The organism is Rhizobium sp. BE258, assembly GCF_031457345.1.
GTDB lineage: Bacteria > Pseudomonadota > Alphaproteobacteria > Rhizobiales > Rhizobiaceae > Rhizobium.
The window spans coordinates 1,070,837-1,091,318 of the sequence record NZ_JAVDWL010000001.1 but is presented as its reverse complement, the minus strand read 5'-3'; the positions used below and the strand labels follow the sequence as shown (position 1 = coordinate 1,091,318).

Annotated in this window: 18 protein-coding genes; 5 read left to right on the top strand and 13 right to left on the bottom strand. The window is 61.4% G+C overall.

Annotated features, from left to right (window positions below; translation table 11 throughout):
• Positions 1-8: 8 nt before the first annotated feature.
• The 5 genes from J2X43_RS05055 to J2X43_RS05035 all read right to left on the bottom strand — a co-directional run bounded on the left by J2X43_RS05055 (position 9) and on the right by J2X43_RS05035 (position 5,822).
• Positions 9-1,982: a primary-amine oxidase gene (locus J2X43_RS05055; protein WP_112541038.1), complete on the bottom strand. Its 1,974-nt coding sequence runs from the start codon at positions 1,980-1,982 to the stop codon at positions 9-11.
• 95 nt (positions 1,983-2,077) lie between these two features.
• Positions 2,078-3,115, bottom strand: coding sequence for an extracellular solute-binding protein (locus J2X43_RS05050; RefSeq protein WP_112388184.1), 1,038 nt, complete (start codon positions 3,113-3,115; stop codon positions 2,078-2,080).
• A gap of 21 nt (positions 3,116-3,136) precedes the next feature.
• Positions 3,137-3,943, bottom strand: a complete 807-nt coding sequence (locus J2X43_RS05045; RefSeq protein ID WP_310291224.1) for an ABC transporter permease — start codon at positions 3,941-3,943, stop codon at positions 3,137-3,139.
• Positions 3,940-4,809, bottom strand: coding sequence for an ABC transporter permease (locus tag J2X43_RS05040; protein WP_112388186.1), 870 nt, complete (start codon positions 4,807-4,809; stop codon positions 3,940-3,942). Before J2X43_RS05040 ends, J2X43_RS05045 begins: the two co-directional genes overlap by 4 nt.
• Before the next feature lie 11 nt (positions 4,810-4,820).
• Entirely contained in the window at positions 4,821-5,822 is a 1,002-nt protein-coding gene (locus J2X43_RS05035) for an ABC transporter ATP-binding protein (RefSeq protein ID WP_112388187.1), read from the bottom strand.
• A 521-nt stretch (positions 5,823-6,343) separates the two neighbouring features.
• On the opposite strand from J2X43_RS05035, the gene J2X43_RS05030 reads away from it, so the two are divergent.
• Together J2X43_RS05030 and J2X43_RS05025 are read left to right on the top strand one after the other, a co-directional pair.
• Positions 6,344-7,627, top strand: coding sequence for an ROK family transcriptional regulator (locus J2X43_RS05030; RefSeq protein WP_162698898.1), 1,284 nt, complete (start codon positions 6,344-6,346; stop codon positions 7,625-7,627).
• A 219-nt stretch (positions 7,628-7,846) separates the two neighbouring features.
• Positions 7,847-8,149 carry a hypothetical protein gene (locus tag J2X43_RS05025; RefSeq protein WP_112388189.1) on the top strand — a complete coding sequence of 101 codons (303 nt, stop codon included), beginning with the start codon at positions 7,847-7,849 and terminating at the stop codon, positions 8,147-8,149.
• A 5-nt stretch (positions 8,150-8,154) separates the two neighbouring features.
• On the opposite strand, the gene J2X43_RS05020 is transcribed toward J2X43_RS05025, so the two are convergent.
• From J2X43_RS05020 to J2X43_RS04990, 7 genes are all read right to left on the bottom strand, one after another.
• Positions 8,155-9,282 carry an HPP family protein gene (locus tag J2X43_RS05020; RefSeq protein WP_112388190.1) on the bottom strand — a complete coding sequence of 376 codons (1,128 nt, stop codon included), beginning with the start codon at positions 9,280-9,282 and terminating at the stop codon, positions 8,155-8,157.
• A gap of 139 nt (positions 9,283-9,421) precedes the next feature.
• Positions 9,422-10,135: an ABC transporter ATP-binding protein gene (locus tag J2X43_RS05015; protein WP_112388191.1), complete on the bottom strand. Its 714-nt coding sequence runs from the start codon at positions 10,133-10,135 to the stop codon at positions 9,422-9,424.
• A complete protein-coding gene (locus tag J2X43_RS05010) occupies positions 10,132-10,956 on the bottom strand; it encodes an ABC transporter ATP-binding protein (protein ID WP_112388192.1) in 825 nt (274 codons plus the stop codon). Before J2X43_RS05010 ends, J2X43_RS05015 begins: the two co-directional genes overlap by 4 nt.
• The gene (locus J2X43_RS05005) at positions 10,949-11,806 is read right to left on the bottom strand and encodes an ABC transporter permease (protein WP_112388193.1); all 858 of its coding nucleotides are present in this window, start codon (positions 11,804-11,806) and stop codon (positions 10,949-10,951) included. Before J2X43_RS05005 ends, J2X43_RS05010 begins: the two co-directional genes overlap by 8 nt.
• Positions 11,803-12,885: an ABC transporter permease gene (locus tag J2X43_RS05000; RefSeq protein ID WP_112388194.1), complete on the bottom strand. Its 1,083-nt coding sequence runs from the start codon at positions 12,883-12,885 to the stop codon at positions 11,803-11,805. Before J2X43_RS05000 ends, J2X43_RS05005 begins: the two co-directional genes overlap by 4 nt.
• Positions 12,886-14,466: an ABC transporter substrate-binding protein gene (locus J2X43_RS04995; protein WP_310291216.1), complete on the bottom strand. Its 1,581-nt coding sequence runs from the start codon at positions 14,464-14,466 to the stop codon at positions 12,886-12,888.
• 185 nt (positions 14,467-14,651) lie between these two features.
• The gene (locus tag J2X43_RS04990) at positions 14,652-15,575 is read right to left on the bottom strand and encodes a DMT family transporter (RefSeq protein WP_112388196.1); all 924 of its coding nucleotides are present in this window, start codon (positions 15,573-15,575) and stop codon (positions 14,652-14,654) included.
• Between the two features lie 107 nt (positions 15,576-15,682).
• On the opposite strand from J2X43_RS04990, the gene J2X43_RS04985 reads away from it, so the two are divergent.
• Entirely contained in the window at positions 15,683-16,558 is an 876-nt protein-coding gene (locus J2X43_RS04985; protein WP_112388197.1) for a LysR substrate-binding domain-containing protein, read from the top strand.
• On the opposite strand, the gene J2X43_RS04980 is transcribed toward J2X43_RS04985, so the two are convergent.
• The gene (locus J2X43_RS04980; RefSeq protein WP_310291212.1) at positions 16,527-17,525 is read right to left on the bottom strand and encodes a GlxA family transcriptional regulator; all 999 of its coding nucleotides are present in this window, start codon (positions 17,523-17,525) and stop codon (positions 16,527-16,529) included. The genes J2X43_RS04985 and J2X43_RS04980 overlap by 32 nt on opposite strands.
• 100 nt (positions 17,526-17,625) lie before the next feature.
• Between J2X43_RS04980 and J2X43_RS04975 the strand changes: the two genes are divergently transcribed.
• Complete coding sequence (locus J2X43_RS04975) at positions 17,626-18,528, top strand: 3-keto-5-aminohexanoate cleavage protein (protein WP_112388199.1); 903 nt, start codon at positions 17,626-17,628, stop codon at positions 18,526-18,528.
• Between the two features lie 7 nt (positions 18,529-18,535).
• Positions 18,536-20,029 (top strand): carnitine 3-dehydrogenase, encoded by a 1,494-nt coding sequence (locus J2X43_RS04970; RefSeq protein ID WP_112388200.1) that lies wholly within the window; start codon positions 18,536-18,538, stop codon positions 20,027-20,029.
• Positions 20,030-20,482: the final 453 nt, after the last annotated feature.

Here is a 20,482-nt window from a genome sequence, read left to right as displayed (position 1 = left end):
TCCTCAGATCAGCTGCAGCAGCTTGCCTTGTTCTCTCCAGCGAGAACGCTTGCCCTGTTGATCACCGGCGGCAGATTGTTCGACGGATTGACCTCGAAGAAACCGGCCGGCGCGAGCGAGAAGCCGCAGGAAATGCAAGGCTGAACCGGAAAGTCTTCGGCGCGCACGACATGGTGGAGACCAAAGGAATGCCAGAGCACGATGTCGGTGTTCTCGACATTGCGGTCCTGTTTGACGAGCTCTGCGAGACCATCTCTGCCATCGGAATTGGCAACGAATTCTCCTGCAGGATAGCGTTCATTCTCATTGAACGGCGTGACCCAGATGTGATTGCGGATGAAGTTGGAGCGGATACCTGAAGGACCGTCGTCCTGGATCATCGGTGTGACGCAGTTCGGGGCATGGAGCTTGTAGGCGACCGGTTTGCCGACCTGGTTCAGCTTGTTCGGATTGACGACCTTCCAGCTGCGATGGGTGGAGAGATCGGCGCGCCGCGCCGCCGCAAGCTCGGTCTTCAGCACCGTATCGACAGCATGGAAGGCGTTGCCATACGGATTGCTGTCGCTGAAGGGCTCCATGTAGGAGTTGGTTTCGACAACGCTGTTGCCGCCGCCATCCACCGCCATATCGAGGCGCGCGCAGAAGATGTGCTGATGGATCGGAGCGCCGAGGCCCGGCTGAATTTCCGTCGAGTATTTGTCCGGCTGTCCGGGATGGCATGCATTGGTATTGACGATGCCGGTCGCCTTCATCTCGAATTCGATTTCACCGGCCTGATCGAGATACCAGTACTGGGCATATTCGTAGTTTCCGACAGTGCAGATGCTCGAAATGACAAGCTTGCGGCCGCGGTGCAGCACCGTCCGCCCTGTTCGGAAATCCCAGTGTTTCCAGAGGATTCCGGCGTCTTCCTCATGGATGCAGACCGCCTTTTCGATAGTGACGACCTCGCCTTTCAATCCGTTCACATGTGCGTCGAGATACTGGATCTGGCCGAGGCAATCGCAGCCGAGCTTCAGCGAATTGGTCAGCTTGCCGAAGCCGTACTCGCCGACATCGAAAATGTTCTGGCGGGCGTGGCCGTAGAGTGGTGATCCGTAGGGAACGACGAGCTCGGCAATAGCCGCACGCCGCACGACGGAGCGGCCGTCAAACCGGATATCGTGAAGCACGAGACCTTCGCGTGGCGTAAAGCCGATCGCGAGCGTCCACTTGTCCCAGGAAATCGCATGGTCCTTGATCGTGAAGCTGACGCCATCCGGCTGAACGACATCGAGCGGCTTCAGCGGCGCGTCCGGCGGCGGCAGGAACTCCGGATCGTAATCGTAGCGCGTCATCGGGATTGGCGGATGATCGGTATAATCGTCGACCCGCAGCACTTCGCCGGTCTTCACGTCGATCACTGCATTCAGCCCCTCGATTGGGTGGGCATAGTAGTTGCCGAACTCATGAACGCGCAGCCAGGAAAAGGTGTGCGAGATCAGCCTTCCCTCCTCATCTTCATGGCCGAAATTGCCGCCCGACCAGGAATCGACGATCACACCCGTCATGTCGGAGATGCCGCGCTTGCGGCAGGCCTCGATGAAGCGCGGGTCGTTCTTGACGTTGACCTCGACGCTTATCATCTGCTCGACCATGAAGCCGGCACGCGCGGCCGGGAAATGCGTGCGACGGATGATTGCCTTGTCGGCAACAGAAACAATGAGCTGCCAGACGCCTGGGACATCGAGATGGTTGACGTTGATACGCGCCTCGCGCGGCAGTTTTCCGCCGTCAAGATAAGCACGGTATTCGGCAGGCGATGGCTCGCGAAGGTCGATATTCTCGAACAGAACGCCTGGGCCAAGTTCAGGATCCGCCTTGACGACCGCGACGGCGATATTGATCTCGTCCGGGGTGAGTGGCGCCAGTGCCTGCAAATGCTTCGGCGGCGGAGGTGCCGCAGCAGGTTTGAGGGTGGCAGGTTTGACGGCTTCATTCATGGTTCTGTCCTCAAATTCATGGCCGGAAGCTACGCGCCGCCTGCCGTCTTATGCGTGGAATGGCAGGGCATTCGCGCCCGCCTATTTTTGGCTGATCACTGGCGGAGCGATGTCCAGATGCGGTCGTAGGCGCGGGTTGCCTTTTCTTCGCAGGCAGGCGCAAAGACGATCTTCATATCTTTCGGCGGATTGAATTCGGGCGATTCACCCGTTTCCTTTGGCAGGAACTTGTCGGAACCGGTGACTGCGCTCTGATAGCCGGTTGATTTCTGCTGCAGGGCAATGTTCTCAGGATCCATCAGGAAGTTCAGGAACTTCTTGGCGTTCTCGGGATTTGGAGCGCCTTTCGGAACCGCGACATTGTCCATCCAGCCGACCGCCCCTTCCTTCGGGAAGACATACTTGATCGTCGGCTTCTGCAGGCGTGAGGCGAGCGCCTTGCCCGACCACTGCTCGTGCATCACGGTTTCGCCGGAGACCTGGCGCTCTGTCGTGCCGTCCGAATTGTAGACCTTGACGAAAGGCTTCTGGGCTTCGAGCAGCGCGTTCAGCGCCTTTAGATCAGCCGGATTGCTGTTGCACTGGTCCTTGCCGAGATAGAGGAGACCAAGTGACATCACCTCAGACGGCGAGCCGAACATGCCGATCTTGCCCTTGAGATCATCGGACGGCTCAAACAGCGCCTTCAGGCTGTCGGTCGCTCCCTTATAGACAGCGGTATCGACCGAATAGGAGGTCGTCCCCCAGACCCATGGAACCGTATATTCGGCCTTCGGGTCCCAGCTGCGCTTCTGCCATTTCGGATCCAGGTTCTTGAAGTTCGGCATGGAGGCCACGCCGACCTTCTCGAGCAATCCCTGCTTGATGAAGATCGGTACGAAATCGTTGCTGATGATCATGACGTCGTAGCCGGCGGCGCCCGAGCTAATCTTCGCCAGTGCCGTTTCATTGGAGTCATAGGTGTCGATCGTCACCTTGATGCCAGTTTCGGCCTCGAATTTCTTGACCATCTCCTCCGAGGTATAGTCGGTCCAGTTGTAGATATGCAGGACGCCAGCGTCGGCATGCGCGATGCATGGAGCGACGATGGCAAGCAGACTGGCGGTTGCCAGCATCCTCTTTGCGGTCTTCATGTTCACCCTCTTCTTTTTTGGTTATTCGTTGCCTTGGCTCTTGCGCCCGAGCAGCAGCGCGCCGGTGACGAGCACAAGCGAGATACCGAGCAGGATGGTGGAAATGGCATTGACCTCCGGCGTGACGCCGAGGCGCATCATGCCGTAGACATAGACGGGCAAGGTGGTCGATCCTGCACCTGAGACCATCAGGCTGATCAGGAAATCGTCCAGCGAGACGACGAAAGCCATCAGCGCACCGGCAAAGATCGCAGGCAGCAGCAGAGGAAACGTTACGCAGCGGAACAGCTGCCATTCGCTGGCGTAAAGATCGCGGGCTGCTTCTTCCAGATTGGTGCCGAGATCGCGCAATCTGGCCTGGATAGGCAAGAGCGCGAAGGGGATGCAGAATACCGTGTGAGCAATCATCAGGTTGACCAGCCCGTTGGTCATCCCGAGCGCCGAAAAGAAGATCAGCGTCATGATCGCAACGATGATTTCCGGAACGATCAGGGGGAGCGCGATCAAGGAGGTGAGTGCCCCGCGCCCCCCCTTCAAGTCACCGCGCTCGAGAGCGATGGCCCCGGCCGTGGCAATCACTGTGGAGGAGGTTGTCGCGACAATGGCGATGACAATGCTGTTGAAAGCCGCCCGCCGGATATCCTCGTTGGCCGCCACTTCGCCAAACCAGCGCAGGCTGAAGCCGGACCAAATGGTCACCAGCTGATTGGCGTTGAATGCGTAGACGACCAGAATGGCCAGCGGCAGATAGAGAAAGATCAGAATGGCGGCCGTGAAAGGGCCGAAACCCGGCGTATGACGCCAGTCGAATGGACGCTGCGTCTTCATAGCCGCGCCTCCTCGGCCTTTCTGGACCGGACTAGGAAGATTGCCAGAACAGCGATCGTCACCAGGATCGAAAGGGCAGCGCCGAATGGCCAGTTGCGCGATGAGGTGAACTGCATCTGCACCAGGCTGCCGACAAGGAGCTTCTTCCCGCCGCCGAGAAGATCAGGGGCCAGGAACGAGCCGAGTGATGGTGCAAAGACAAGGCTGGCGCCGACGAGAACACCGGGCTTTGCCAGCGGCCAGACAACCCGGTGAAAAACGGCGATCCGGCTGGCGTAGAGATCATAGGCTGCCTCGATCAGCCGCGGGTCGATCCGCTCCAGCGTCGAATAGACCGGCAGAACCATGAAGGGCAGAAAGGTATAGACGAGCCCGAGCAGGATCGAGCCGTCGTTGTAGAGCAGCGGCAAGGGCGTCGAGATCACCCCGGCAGCCTTGAGAAGGCCATTTGCCAAACCCTCGTCCCGCAGGATCAACACCCAGCAATAGGTCCTGATCAGCGTGTTGATCCAGAATGGCAAGGTGACGAGAAAAAGCAGCGTCCGGCGGCGGTTCTCAGACTGGCAAACCAGGTACCAGGCAACCGGAAAGCCGAGCAGCATACAGATCGCCGTCGTCAGGCCCGCCAGATAGACCGACCGCAGGCTGATGATCACATAGCTCCAGGAAAACAGCAGCGTATCATCGAAATCGCGCTGGAAGAGGAACTGCACATAGGCATCCAGCGTCAACGGCATGTCGACGCCGCCATAGGGGTTGGCAGTCATGAAGGAATAGGCGACGGCCACCAGCAACGGCAGCACCATGAAGATGCCGATGACCAGGACGGCCGGGGCAGCGAGCGTCAATGTGCGCTGTGTGTTCATCCGCCCTCTCCCTAGTTCGTCAGATGCCGTTCGGCATCGCTCGACCAGTCCAGCACCACGGCCTGCCCGGCGGCCAGGCCATCCACCGACTGGCGGGTGCGGCTGCGCAGCCGATCACCGTTCTCGATGACGATTTCGTAGAGCGTATCGAGCCCGAGATAGGTCACTGCGGTGACCGTGCCACGGATCCGCCCCGCCGAGCCGCTAGCCGGCGCCGAGACCGCGATCCTTTCCGGCCGCACCGCGATCAGAATGTCGTTGCCGCGGCCGATCATGGCGCCGGGCAAGACATTAGATTCGCCGATGAAATCAGCCACGAAGCGGCTCTTCGGATTGTCGTAGATCTCGCGCGGCTCGCCGATCTGCAGCACGCGGCCGGCCGACATCACGGCGATATGGTCGGACATCGCCAACGCTTCTTCCTGGTCATGGGTGACGAGGACGAAGGTAATGCCGGTTTCCCGCTGCAGCCGCTTCAACTCGCTCTGCATTTCCTTGCGCAATTTCAGGTCAAGGGCGCTCAGCGGCTCGTCGAGCAGCAACACTTTGGGCCGCGGTGCAAGCGCCCTCGCCAGGGCCACACGCTGCTGCTGCCCCCCGGAGAGCTGGCGAGGCAATCTCGCCGCCATGGTTTCGAGCCGCACCAGCCGCAGCACCTCCGCAACGCGAAGATCCCGTTCAGCCTTGGGCACCTTTTGCATCTGCAGTCCAAAACCAACGTTTTCGGCGACGGTCATGTGCGGAAAGAGGGCATAGCTCTGGAAAACCGTATTCACCGGCCGCTTCTGCGGCGGCAAGAAAGAGGAGTCCGCCCCCTCTATCCGGACTGTTCCGACGGTCGGAAGTTCGAAACCGGCAATAATGCGCAAAAGTGTTGTCTTACCGCAGCCGGAGGGGCCAAGCAGCGTGAAGAACTCGCGGTCCTGGATTTGTAGGCTCACCCCGTCCAGAGCCGTGGACGCGCCAGCGCCCTTCGTAGGAAACGATTTTGAGACATTCTCGATGGTGATCATCGCTCGCAAACCAGTCTCCCAAGCCGCTATGTAACTATTTAGTTATTAACTAGCAGTGGCGAATTTACATTGTCAAGTTGAACATCAGAATTTTATTTTTTACCGCCCTCTGATGCGATCGCGTCAACAAATAGAGGTTAACAACATGACTCAACCGACTGTTTTAGCGTAGTTTTCGAAGAAACCGGTAAGATTTACCTGCGTCAGCGGCATTGGAAAAATGCAACCAAAGATAAACCGTCGGCAGCTTCCGTCGGAAGCACCGTTGTGAACGCCTGCCCCTACCGCGTAGCAGCTGCTAGCGCCGGCTTCGGGCAGTTTCTATCAATGTCATCCCAGTTCTGCACTCACCTTTCCGGCATTCAAATGCCAGCTGCCAACGGCCGGTTATCCGGCTCTTTCATAGCTTCGCGTTCACCCGTTGCCACTGTCATTCGAACAGTAGATGCGGAAAAGATAACACAACACTTTTTAATTAAAAGGCTTTTGATAAAGCAGGCCGTGATGGTATGAATGGCGGCATGAATCTTCGCCTCGATCGTGACGGTGCGCTGCCCGGCACAAACCTGCTACAGACCCGAACGCTCAACAGGAGAGCCGTGTTCGATGCCGTCCGGCGCAGTGGACCGATCACCCGTACCGAGCTGGCGCAAACGATCGGCCTGACGGTTCAGGCAATCTCGAACATCGCGGCGGATCTCGAGGAAGCAGGCCTGATCCGCCAGCAGGGCAAACGTGCAGGACAGCGTGGGCAGCCGGCTGTGGAGCTGTCTCTCAATCCGAGCGGCGGCTACACGATCGGCCTCAGCCTCGCCTATCAGCGCGTCACCGGCCTGCTTGTCGATCTGACCGGCGCAGTTGTCGCCACCGAAACCCGGATCCTTGGCGAGCGCGACCCGAAGACTACCGCCGGCGTGCTGGCGGACATCGCCTCCGGGCTGCTGGTGGCGGGGCAAGTGCGGCGCGAGGAGATCTGGGGTGTGGGCTGCAGCGTTCCGGGCACCGTCGAGAACGGCACCTTCTGGTACGACAAGGTGCAGGAAGGCGACGATTGGACGAAGTTTCCGCTGACATCGCGTCTCGAGGAACTGACGGGGATCAAGACATTTGTCGAGAATGACGCGACGGTCGCGGCGATCGGCGAGCGGCTCTATGGTATCGGGCGCACGGTCCGCTCGTTCTTCTATCTGCACTTCAATCTCGGCATTGGCGGCGGTCTGGTACTGGATGGCCAGCACTTTCGAGGGGCGTTCGGCGGCGCCGGCGAAATCGGCCACCTGATCGTCAAGCCGGGCGGACGGTTCTGTGCCTGCGGCAGCCGCGGCTGCCTGGAGCAATATGTCTCCTTCTATGCGGCGGCAGAAACCATCTGCGGCCCGGCACGCACGCCGGACGAGGTTTCGGCCGAAGAGCTTGTCGAGCGCTTGGTTGAGGACGATCCACGCCTGACAGCGTGGCTGCGTGAGGCGGCGCAGTATCTGCGCATCGCGATCCGCAATATCGAGGCAATGTTCGACCCGGACACCGTCGTCATCGGCGGCGGGTTGCCGGCAGAGCTTCTCGAACGTCTCATGGATGCGACGACGCCGCTGCCGCCGGCGATGATCCACCGGCATTCAAGCACCCTACCCCGCTTGATGAGGGCCGAGCACAGCTCGGAGCTTCCAGCGCTTGGCGCGGCAGCATTGCCGATCGCAATCGCGCTTCAACCCAACGTCTCTGGCTTTGCCAGTAACGCTGCCGGCGCGGCCGCAACCGACAATCCCGCCCTTGTCTCACTCGGCATCGATCTCGGCCGGCGCTAAGCCGTTGGATCCGAAGCGTGCCAACAGCCATGCAACGGGTCGACGTATAGGCCTTACAGCGTTGCTCGGCATAACGAGATTGCACAGCCAATCTGACGAAAAAACGCGCTGGGTGCGGAAGAAATAGTCAGTGACCGCCGGAGGCTACGGCAATACAGGCTGTTTTCAAATGGCACGGGATTTGCGTCGATTGATCGACCAACAATCGATCGGCGGCCGATGTTCAACCTTCTGATGACCTGTCTTCTGCTTGCGGCGGCGCTCGGCCTCAGCCTGCGCCGCTTTGCCCTTCCCTATCTTGCCCGGCGCGACATCGCCGAACAGTCGGAACCGGTCACCATGGTTGCGAGCGCGGTTTTTCTGGCAGCCCTCGCCTTGACCGTATCGGACAAGGACCTCTGGCACGCAAGCCTGACGGTCGCGGGTGGCATCGTGGTTGCACTGATTTTCGATCAGCAAAGCCCGAGGCTGGCGGCCGTCTTATCGGCAGCCTGCCTGCTCTGCTATCTGGCGCTGCGCTGAGCTGTTCAGGCCGCTGCACCCTCTTCGCCGGGTTTTTTCGGCAGCGAGCGTGAGACGGAGCTCAGGAGGTCCGTCTGCGAAACCAAGCCAAGAATTTGATCGTTCTCGTCGATGATGATGACGGCATGCGTCCGGCCGTTGGTCAGCAGAGGCAGAAGATCGAAGGCGCGGTCACTGGCGCGCGCTGTCGTCGCTTCCGAAATGCGCCCTTCCAGGGCACCCGAAAAAAGCGCCAGTTCGCGCAGTCCAACGGTGCCGATCAGCCGCCGCCGGGCATCCCTCACCGGCAGGGTGCGGACGTTGTGGTTGAGCAGCAGCCAGCGGGCCTGTTCGACTGTCGCATCGGCGTCGATGGCGATCACATCACGCGACATGATGTCGGCGCAGCTGATCTCGGCATTGGAGCGCGCGACGGCCTCGAATTCAACCCGGCGCAGCAAACGGCCAAGGTCGGCACGGTCGATGTCGAAGGTCTCGTTCAGTGCCGCAAGTGCCGCGTCGATATCTTCCTCCCGAAATCCCGTCCGCTCTTCCGGACGTGGATCGGCGGTCCGATGGGTATTTGCGGGCGCGATGACGACATGCGGATAGTTGTGCCGCGAGAGCTTGTGGAACAGCAGCCCGATCGCCACCAGCAAGCAGGAATTGAGAGCCACCGGCACGAAGGGGAAAAGCAGGCCCCAGCTGGCGACGACGGGTCCGCCGAGAACAGCGGTCAGCGCCGCAGCGCCGCCGGGCGGGTGCAGGCATCGTGTCAGGGACATGGCCGCAATGGCGAGCGATACGCCGACGCCTGTGGCAACGATCGGATCCCTGATCAGGCTCGCTGCCGCGACGCCCATCAAAGCCGAGATGGTATTGCCGCCGATGATCGACCATGGCTGCGCGAGCGGGCTTGCGGGGACAGCGAACAATAGAACAGCGGAAGCTCCCATGGGGGCTACGATCAGCGGCAGATGCGATCCCTCACCGAACAGGAATCCACACAACATGCCCGTCATCGCGATGGCGACGAGCGCGCCCAAACAGGCGAGCAGCCGGTCCCGCAGCGTGGCGCCGGCAAGGATCGGGTGAAACAGGCGGGACGCAAGCGAGTTTTTATCGGAAAAGCGCTGCGGACTGGGAGGGGTCATGGGGTAGCCAGATAAGACCGTTTGCAGTTTCGGTATGTCGACGCGGTTGATAGCGGATGTTTGCCGTGGCGAAAAGGAGAAGTTCGAACCGGTGTACCTATGCCGCATGTTCACTGCCGGCCAGTTTACAGCCTGGAATTCAATCGGGCACGGTGCTGCCGGAAAGCGCCTCTCGATCCAGGACTTGCGCAACCCTCCCGGCTTCCATGACGACGGCGCGGTCACACATATGGGCGACGACGCCGGTGTCGTGGGTGACCAGAATGAAGGTCAAGCCGTGCGAGGCCTTGAGATCGTTGAGCAGGTTCAGGATTTCGGCCTGCACCGAGACATCGAGCGCCGAGGTCGGCTCGTCGAGCAACAACAGCTTGGGTTTGAGCAAGAGCGCACGGGCAATCGCCACACGCTGGCGCTGGCCGCCAGAAAGCTGGTGCGGATAGCGGCCGGCAACGGCTGAGGGCAGCCCAACCTGATCGAGCGCGATACGCACCTCTTCCTCGACATTGCGAATGCCGCGCAGCGAAAGCGGCTCGCCGAGAATGCGGGAGATGCGATGGCGCGGATGCAGCGACGAATAGGGATCCTGGAACACCATCTGGATACCGGCGCGTAAGGCGCCGGTGATTTTCCGGCCGGGGTGCAGAGGTTCGCCAAACACCGAGATCGAGCCCTGCCAATTGGTGTTCAAGCCGGCGACTGCGCGCAGAACGGTGGTCTTGCCGCATCCCGACGGGCCGATAAGTCCGAAGGTCTCGCCCGGCGCGACATCGAAACTCACCCCGCGCACGGCGGTGAAGCCCTTGCCACCGCCCTGGAAAGTGACGGAGAGATCGGCGATCGTCAGCGCGCTCATGCCTCGTCTCCATAGACGGGAAGCCGTGTCCCATAGGTCGCCGCCGACGGGCGGGCGGCCCAGAGTGCACGGGTATAGGCGGAGCTGGCATTGGCAAGATCGGCGGAGGCCATCTGCTCCTCGATCCTTCCCTGGCGCATGACCATGACGCGGTCGGCATAGCGGGAAACCTGTTGCAGGTCGTGGCTGATCAGCAGCAGCCCCATGCCGAGCTCTTCGGTCAGCGAGCGCAGCAAGGTCAGGATCTGGTCCTGTAGCTCGCGATCGAGCGCCGATGTCGGTTCGTCGGCTATCAGCAGCTTCGGCCGGTTGATCAGCATGGCAGCGATCATCACGCGCTGGCCCATTCCGCCCGACAAGGCGGCAGGATAACTGGAATAGATCCGCCCGGGGTCAGGCAGGCCGACCTTGCCGAGCATGTCGAGTGCGCACTCGCGCCGTTCAGCGGATGAAAGCTTGGTGTGCAGCAGCAGGGTTTCCTCGACCTGCCGGCCGATTTTACGGGCCGGGTTCAGCGAATATTTTGGATCCTGCAAAATCAGGCCAAGGCCGCTGCCGCGCAGGCTGTTCCAGCCGGACGCTGAAAGCGCAGTGAGGTCCTTTTCATCGAAGGACAAGCGTTTCGCCGCGACCTCAGCGCGCCTCGGCAGAAGGCCCATGACCGCCCTGCCCGTCATCGACTTGCCAGAACCGGATTCACCGACGAGTGCGACCACTTCGCGTCCGACCGAAAAGGAAATTCCATCGACAACCCGGATCGGGCCGGCCTCCGAGGGAAAGGTAACAGATAGATCCTCGGCGGAGAGCAGCGGCTCAGTCATGACGCGGATCCAGAATGTCGCGCAGGCCGTCGGCCAGCAGATTGAAGGAAAAGGAGGTGACGAGAATGGCAACACCGGGAACCGCGGCCACCCACCATTGATCGAAGATCACCTGCGTGCCTTCGGAGACCATCGAACCCCATTCCGCCGTCGGCGGACGAACGCCGAGGCCGAGGAACCCCAGCCCCGCGGCCGCGAGAATGATTCCCGAGAGATCGAGCGCCAGACGGATGATGGCGGATGGCAGCACCAACGGCAGGATATGGCCCCAAAGCAATCGCGCTCCCCGGATACCGACCATTTCGGCGGCCGCCAGATAATCGCTGCGCCTCAGAGCAGCGGTCTCCACGCGGGCTTGCCGCGCATAGGCTGGCCAGCTGGTCAGCGCCAGCGCCAATGCACCGTTGATGAGGCCCGGCCCCATGATCGCGACAAAGGCGAAGGCGAGCAGCAGACGCGGAAAGGACATGACGATATCGGTGATCCGCATCAGCAGGCGCTCGGTCATGCCGCCGAAGAAGCCCGCGAAGATGCCGACGAGAATGCCGAGCGGCGCCATCAGCAGCACGACGACGAGAACGAGGAGCAAGGTCGGCCGCGCGCCGTAAATCATGCGCGACAGGATATCTCTTCCGAAGGCGTCGGTGCCGAGCCAGTGCAGGGCGCTCGGCGGCATCAGCCGGTTTGCGGTCTCCTGCAGGTTTGGGTCATAGGGCGCAATCAGCGGCGCCAGCAGCGCGAAGGTGAGAATGAGAAGCACAACGGCGCTGCCGGCGGCGGCCGATGGCGAGCGCAGGACACGCCGGACGAAGGACGGACCGCCGAGCGGCGCTTGGACGATCGCACTCATCGCGTCTTCCCCGCTTCCAGCCGGGCGACACCGAGATCGGTCAGCGCATTCAGAAGCACGAAGCAGGCGCCGACGATCAGTGTGGCGCCGAGGATGGCAGGCATGTCCCCCGCAAACATCGCCGTCGTCAGATAGCGGCCGATACCGGGCCAGGCAAAGACGGTTTCCGTCAACACCGCGCCTTCGAGCAGACTGGCGTAGGAAAGAGCAATCACGGTCAGTAGCGTTCCTGAAATATTGGGAAGAATGTGGACGAAGACGATGCGGCCGAGACCTGCCCCTTTGGCGCGCGCTGTCGTCACATATTCCTGGCCGAGTTCGGTGAGGATGGCGGCACGCGTCAGCCGGGAGATGGCAGCCAGCGCATTCAGGGCCAGAACGGTGGCCGGCAATGCCAGATGGGCGAGTGCATCGCGAAAGGCGCCCGCCTTGCCGGACATCCATGTATCGATCAGGGCAAAGCCGGTGACCGGCTTGACGGTGTATTGAAAAACCACATCCGCCCTGCCCGGTCCCGGCGCCCAGTGCAGCCGGGCGTAAAACAGGAGCAGCATCAGCAGGCCAAGCCAGAAGATCGGCACCGAGTAGCCAAAGAGCGAGACGAAGCGGGCAAGACTATCCACCCAGGTGCCTTGCCGCATGGCGGCGGCGATGCCGAGCGCAAGGCCGATCACGGCTCCCAGAATGATGGCCGCGGTCGCCAGCTCGATCGTTGCCGGGAAGGTGCGGGCGATATCCTTGGCGACCGGCTGGCCTGTGGAGATCGACTGGCCGAAATTGCCCGACAGCGCCGTCTCGACATAGCGGACGAACTGAAGTGGCAAGGGCTGATCGAGCCCCAGCTCCACCCGCGCCTGCTGATAGGTCGATTGGCTGGCATGATCGCCGACCAGCTGCAGCGCCGGATCGATCGGCGAGAGCCGCGTCATCGCAAAGGTCACCACCGCTAACCCGAACAGCGTCAGCGCGAAAGACCATGTCCACTTGATGAGCGGCCAGACGAAAGACAACTCCCGCCAGCTGTTGTGCTGGCGGGAGTTGTTCATGTCGGCGCTATTATCGGTTGCCGTTTGCGGCACTTATTTCTCTACCTTGTCGTAATAGACCTGATCTGCATTCAGGCCCTGGGCATAGTTCTTGACCTTGTCGCTTATCACGACCTGATCGTTGCCCTGAAGCGTAAAGATGAAGGGCGAACTCGCCTGGATCTTCTTCTGCAGGTCCTGATAGAGCGCGGCGCGCTTGGCGGCGTCCTGTTCCTTGACGGCGGCGAGCGTCTCGTCGGTCAGCTCGGGGATCACCCAGCCGGCATATTTCGCGGCCGTGTTGGTCGAGTTGTCCTTGTTGATTGCAAAGGCGCTCGCGTTGGAATGCGGATCGAAATAGTCCGGGATCCAGTAACGCAGCGTCATTTCGAACTTGCCGGAGCGGCCGCGGGCATAGATGTCGCTGGCGACGCCCGGCTGGATATCGAGGGTGATACCGGCCTGAGCGAAGGTCGACTGCAGCGACTGGGCGATCGAGAGGAACGGCTGGTCGTTGAAGACGATGAACTCGACCTTGAACGGCGTCTTGATGCCTGCATCCGCAAGTACCTTCTTCGCCTTCTCGACGTCGAGCTTGAACGGGGTGTCCGTCAGAGCGCCCGGGAAGCCGACCGGCAGGAAGGACTGGTGAACAGTGCTCTGGCCGCGCAGCAGGTTCTTGGCGATACCATCGTAGTCGACGAGATAGCGGGCTGCTTCCCAGAAGGCCGGGTTGCCGAGCGTCGGGTTGGCCTTGGTGTTCAAGAGGATGTAATCGGTGCGTGCCGAGGGAACCGAGAGAACCTTGACGCCACTCTTGTCCTTCAGTGCGTCGATCTGGTCGGCAGCGAGGCCGCGGGCGATATCGGCATCGCCCTGCTCGACGAGCAGGCGGCGGGCGCCGACGTCGGGCACGTTGCTGATGATGACATTCTCGAGCTTCGGCTTGTCGGACGAATTGGCGTTCGCCTGCAGCACCAGCGCCTCATGCGGCGTGTAGGTGGCGATCGTGAAGGCGCCGCTGCCTGCGGAATTGGTCTTCAACCAGCCATTGCCGAAATCATTGTCCTTGGCCTCTGCCGAAACCGTCTGCTCATCGACAACCGAAGCGATCGGCGCGGTCAGCAGCGACAGCGCAAAGCCGGCACCGACATCGGCGGTCCATGTGAGCTTCACGTGCTTGTCGTCTACCTTGGTGACGGCGGCATCGACGTTGTCGGCCTTCCAGCCGAGTTCATTGAGGATGAAGGCCGGGGATTTGTTGAGCTTGACGGCGCGTGTCAGCGAGAAGATCACGTCTTCAGGACGAACCGGATTGCCGGATGCGAACTTGGCATCGGCGAGCGCGAAGGTCAGGTTCTTGCCGTCACTGCCAGCTTCCCAGGACGCGGCGAGCGCCGGCTCGATCTTGGTGCCGTCGTCGCGGTTCGACTGTACGAGACGCTGATAGAGATTGTTGAATGACTGAACGGTGGTGAGTTCGAAACCTTCGGCCGGGTCGAAGCTGACGGCGTCATCGATCGACTGCGCAACGACCAGCGTATCGGCAGGGGTTTCGGCGTAGGCGGCGAGCGGGCTTAAAGCAAAGCTGAAAACGGCACCGAGCAGCGCGGCGCGGCAAGACTGCAGCAACATTTTGATCTCCTTATATATTTCTTCTTTGAGCGTCGTTCCGGCGATGCGCCGTGTCACCCGCAGGCCGTCAACTTACGGCGCGGCAATTGTTTCGACAGATCAGATCGTTTCGATTTTGGTGTTCGTACAGGAAAAATATTCTGGCAACGCCTGTTTTCTCAAAAGCCGGCATTGAGGACGCATGTTCACGCGGCAGTTTTGCCGCGCGAGCGTGCTTCCGTGCGCCCCCGCAGGAAATCGGCAGCCGTGTGCCAGACGACGGCTGCGACGATGACGACCCCACCGAGCACGGTTGCCAGGGGAGGCCTCTCGCTGAGAAACAGCCAAACCCAAAATGGCGTCAGGACGATTTCCATCGTGCCGATGAGCGCCGCCTCGGCCGGCGGCATGCGCTTCGCGCCGGCGAGGAACAGCACAAGCGCGATCGAGAAGTTGGTGGCGCCGAAAGCTGCAAGGACGACCCAGTTATAGAGGTCGATCGATCCGACTGAACCGAAGGGCGAGAAGATCGCCAGTGTCAGGAAAGCGCTGACGATGGTCGGCGGCAGGCTTGGCACGCCGGGGCTGATACGCGGAATGACGATGATCAGGGCGAAGGATGCCGTCATGCCGAGGGCGAGAAGATCGCCGAGGCCCGTCCCTCCCCCGATCGACGAGGCGACGATGATGACGACGCCGAGCAGACAGGCGCCGCCCGCCATCATGGTTCGCCGTGCAACGCGTTCCCGGAGCAGCAACCAGCCGAGCAGCGCGGCGATGAACGGGGCCGTCGCATAGATCACCGCGACATTTGCCACGCTGGTCGTATAGAGCGCGCCGATGAAACAGGCCTGGCAAAAGGTCTGGCAGGCGATCATCGCCATGCCCGACGGATGGAAGATCGAAGCCCATTGCTTTCTCGACAAGCCGCCTTCGAGGAAGAAGCTCGGTATCAGCAGAAACAGGCCGCCGAACAGCGACCGCCAGGCGATCGTCGTCCAGGCATCGATGCTGAGCATGCGTGAGTAGATGCCGCTCGCGCTCCAAGCCAGCGTTGCGGCAACCACCAGAATGACGCCCTTCTCGTGCTCGCTCAATCCGAGCGGGCGGACGTCCGTATTGAGTGACATTGGTTTTCCCGAACCAGAGGTCTGATTTGCCCTGTTTGCTCTCATTCTTGACATCAGGCAAACGAATAGTTGAGATGGCTGCCATCTGAATTTTTTGTGGCTGGACCATGCGGCAACCCATCGAAAGCGATCTGCTCCGGACCTTCCTCGTCGTCGTCGAGACGTCGAATTTTTCGGCAGCGGCGCAGGCGATCGGGCGGACGCAGTCTGCGGTCAGCGCGCAGATCAAGAAACTTGAGGAAACCATAGGCGAAAGTCTCTTCGAGCGCGGAGCCCGCGGCGTTGTGCCGACCCGCTGGGGCCTGCAGCTCCTGCCCTATGCGCGCCGCGTCATCGACCTGCTGGACGAAGCTGCGGCGACGATCCGTACCAAGCCGCTGGATGGGCCGGTCCGCATCGGCATTCCCGAGGAATACAGCCAGACGGTGCTGCCGGCAGCACTTTCCGCCTTTGCCGTCCGGCATCCGGCTGTCGAGGTTACGGTGTCCTGCGATTACACGGCGCGGAATCTTGCCGCGCTCGAGCGCGACGAGCTCGATCTCGCTGTGGTCTTCGACTGGAACAACCAGTCGCCGGGTGAGGTTCTCTGCGTCGATCCGACGGTGTGGGTCACCTCCATGGTGCACCGGCTGCAGGATCTCGATCCCCTGCCGATTGCGACCTACCGGAATTCCACATGGTCGCGCGACTTCGCCTTCCGTTCGCTCGATCTCCAGGGACGGAAATACCGGGTCGCTTTTGTCGCAGACACAAGCTCCGGGTTGAAGAACGCAGCATCCGCGGGCCTCGCAGTGACCACGCTGTCGCGGAGCAATATCCCGCCCGGTTGCCGGGAGCTGACGGCAGATGACGGCTTTCCGCCGGTCGATTCCTCGCGTGTCGTTCTGCGCCGCAATCCTTATCATTCAACCGAAGCTGTCCGCGAGCTCGCGGAAATGGTTCGCGAGGCGTTCAAGCCGATTGGGTATCAGGCACTGGCGTAACGGGGCGGCGCAGCCTCCGCCGGGTGTCTGAGGGGCTTTCGGAGAAGCTCGCGCGGTAGCTGCGGGCAAAGGCGGAGGCGGAGTTGAACCCGGTAGCGGCGGCGATATCAGCGAAAGATGCCTTGGTCTCGATGACTTTCCGCCGCGCCGCATTCAGCCGCAATGCCAGATAATGCACATGTGGCGGCGCGCCGATGCTCTCCTGAAACAATCCCTGCAAGTGGCGGGCGCTGACGCCGACGCGTTTGGCGATACGGCTCAGCATGACCGGCTGCTCGATATGCTCCTCCATCAGACGCACGGCCGCCGCCACGCGCGGATCGCGCATGCTCAAGCCCGCGGCGGAGGGTGAAAGCTGGCTTTGGTTGTGGAACGAGATCTGCTCGTAGCTGAAAAGGCGGCTGACTTCGAGCGCCAGCGAATAGCCCTGCCGCTGGCGGATGATCTCCAGCATCAGATCGACGGTCGGGAGCGGCCCCGCCGTGGTGAGGCGCTTTCCGTCGATGACGAAGCGGTCCTTGACCGCTTTGACCTGCGGATAGGCCAGCGAAAAATCCTCGAAATCCTCCCAGTGAATCGTTGCCGTCAGGCGGTCGAGAAGGCTGGATTCGGCCAGCAGCCAGGTGCCGGATTCGATTCCGGCAATGACGCTGCGATGGCGCGCCGCCTGCGAGAGCTGCATTTTCAGCGCTGCTGTCGCGCTGCGGCGCCAGTTGTAGCTCGCCAGAACGAAGAGTGGCGCATCCTCCCGTGCAGTGCTGAATGCCCCGGCCGCAGGCACCGGAATGCCGCTCGTCGTCAAGACAGGCGCGCCATCAGGCGTCAAAAGCCGCCAGCGGTAGAGCTCGCTGCCGGCGATACGGTTTGCCCCGCGCATCGGCTCAATCACCGAGGCGAGCAGGATCAGGTTCGTCTCCGGCAGAACGAGAAGATCGAGATCGAGGCGGTCGTTCGAGCGGCTGAGCATGGTCTCTCCAGATTGCCGAAACTGTATCAATCAATTCCGTTTCTGCAAAGCATGCGGCCGCATCTTGCAGCGTAATGGGGTCAATACGAGGGAGAACACGATGCCTCTTGCGATGAACCGCGATGTCTTCATCACCTGTGCCGTCACCGGCGCCGGTGACACGGTTTCGAAATCCAGCCACGTTCCCATTACTCCCAAGCAGATCGCGGATTCCGCGATCGACGCCGCCAAGGCGGGGGCGGCCGTTGTTCACTGTCACGTCCGCGATCCCGAGACGGGGGCTGCAAGCCGCCGCAACGATCTCTACCGCGAAGTGACGGACCGCATCCGCTCCGCCGATATCGACGTCGTGCTGAACTTGACTGCCGGCATGGGCGGTGACCTGATTTTCGGCGATGTCGAACGCCCGCTGCCGCTCAATCCCGAAGGCACCGACATGGCCGGCGCCACCGAGCGCGTCAGCCATATCGCCGAATGCCTGCCGGAGATCTGCACGCTCGACTGCGGCACGATGAATTTCAGCCTCGGCGATTACGTCATGACCAACACGCCGGCGATGCTGCGGGCGATGGCGAAGAAGATGACCGATCTCGGAGTGCGCCCCGAGATCGAGGCCTTCGACACCGGCCATCTCTGGTTTGCCAAGCAGCTCGCCGAAGAAGGCCTGATCGAGGATCCGGTGCTGATCCAGCTCTGCATGGGCATTCCCTGGGGCGCGCCTGACGATCTCAACACCTTCATGGCGATGGTCAATAACGTGCCCAAGAGCTGGACCTTCTCGGCCTTCTCGATCGGCCGCAACGCCATGGCCTATCCGGCTGCGGCGGTGCTCGCGGGCGGCAATGTCCGCGTCGGCCTCGAAGACAATCTCTATGCCGGGAAAGGCATGCTCGCCACCAATGCGCAACTGGTCGAAAAGGCCGTGCAGGTGGTCGAGGGCATGGGTGCGCGCATCATCGGGCCTGCGGCCGTGCGTGAAAAACTGAAGCTGAAGAAGCGTTGAGGGCTGCATGATCAAGATCAACAAGGCAGCCTGTGTCGGCGGCGGCGTCATCGGTGGCGGATGGATCGCAAGGTTCCTGCTGGCCGGGATCGATGTCGATGTCTTCGACCCGCATCCGGAAGCGCAGCGCATCGTCGGTGAGGTGATCGCCAATGCCGAGCGCGCCTATGCGATGCTGACAGGCGCCCCCCTGCCCCCGCGCGGCAAGCTGACCTTCTGCAAGACGCTTGAAGAAGCCGTTGTCGATGCCGACTGGATCCAGGAAAGCGTCCCCGAACGGCTCGATCTGAAGCGCGGCGTCCTGACCCATATCGATGCCGCCTGCCGCCCCGATGCGCTGATCGGCTCCTCGACCTCGGGCCTTTTGCCGACCGATCTGCAGCGAGACATGCAGTTCCCCGATCGCCTGTTCGTCGCCCATCCCTACAACCCGGTCTACCTGCTGCCGCTGGTAGAGATCGTCGGCGGCGAGAAGACCAGCCATGCAACGATCAAGGCGGCATTGGAAAAGCTGCCGCCGATCGGCATGAAGGGCGTTCATATCGCCAAGGAGATCGAGGCCTTCGTCGGCGATCGCCTTCTGGAGGCGCTGTGGCGCGAGGCGCTGTGGCTGATCCAGGACGATATCTGCACCGTCGAGACGCTCGACGACGTGATCCGCTATTCCTTCGGCCTGCGCTGGGCGCAGATGGGTCTATTCCAGACCTATCGGATCGCCGGTGGTGAAGCAGGGATGCGCCATTTCCTGGCGCAGTTCGGCCCCTGCCTGCAGTGGCCCTGGACCAAGCTGACGGATGTCGTCGATCTCGACGATGCGCTTGTCGAAAAGATCGGTCAGCAGTCGGACGAGCAAGCGGGCGATCTGTCGATCCGCGAGCTCGAACGGATCCGCGATGAAAACCTGGCCGGTATCTTCCAGGCTCTGAAGGTCGGTGATGGCGGCAAGGGCTGGGGTGCGGGCAAGCTGCTCAAGGATTTCGAGCATTCGCTCTGGGCTGCTGCAAAGCCGGCCGAACAGGCGAAGACTTCGGCTCCGCTTCGGCTTGTCGATACCAAGGTCAGCCCGGCCTGGGTCGATTACAACGGCCACATGACCGAGCATCGCTACCTGCAGGTCTTCGGCGATACCACGGACGCGCTGCTACGGCTGATCGGCGCCGGTCTCGCCTATGTCGAGGCCGGACACAGCTACTACACCGTGGAGACCCATATCCGGCATCTCGGCGAAGCCAAGCTTGGCCAGGCGATCTATTCGACCTGCCAGCTGCTCTTGGTCGATGACAAGCGGCTGCACGTCTTCCACAGCATCTGCGATGCGGCGAGTGGCGAGTTATTGGCGACCGCCGAGCAGATGCTGCTGCATGTGGATTCCAAGGCCGGAAAGGCGGTTTCGGCGCCGCCGGAAATCCTGGCCGAGGCGAAAGCGATTGCCGAGCGCCATTCCTTCCTCCCTGCCCCGGATGGCGTTGGACGCCATGTCGGGCAGAAGAAACAGGGGTGAGCAATGAGCTGTCTGCCAACTCCCCTTCCCGAAAGCAGATACCGCGAGGCATCACTGCGCGGGCTAGCGGGATGGGGTGTGCATGGCAGCGCAGAAATCAACCAATACAACCAGAGGGATGGGACTGCATCTCTTTCTGCTGGGTGGCTTTTCCAGCGGAGGCACGAAATGTTTTCCGCCCCCATCAATGCGAAACCGCCCTTGGTGTGGGCATATGCTCGTTATGTCGCATACGATGCAGATCATGTCGCTACACCCGCCCCCCTACTGTCCAAAACAGCCCTTAATTCAATCTCACTCATATCAGAGGCAGAGGCAGTCCTGACGGGCCGTGTCGCCGCAAGAGCGGAGGTAGCGTAGGTTGAACGGACGTAGCTTTACCGCCTTTGAGCTGCTGACCTCCCCGCCTTCCGCCGCGGCGAAGACGCATGCGGCACGCTGTCGTCTCGCCAT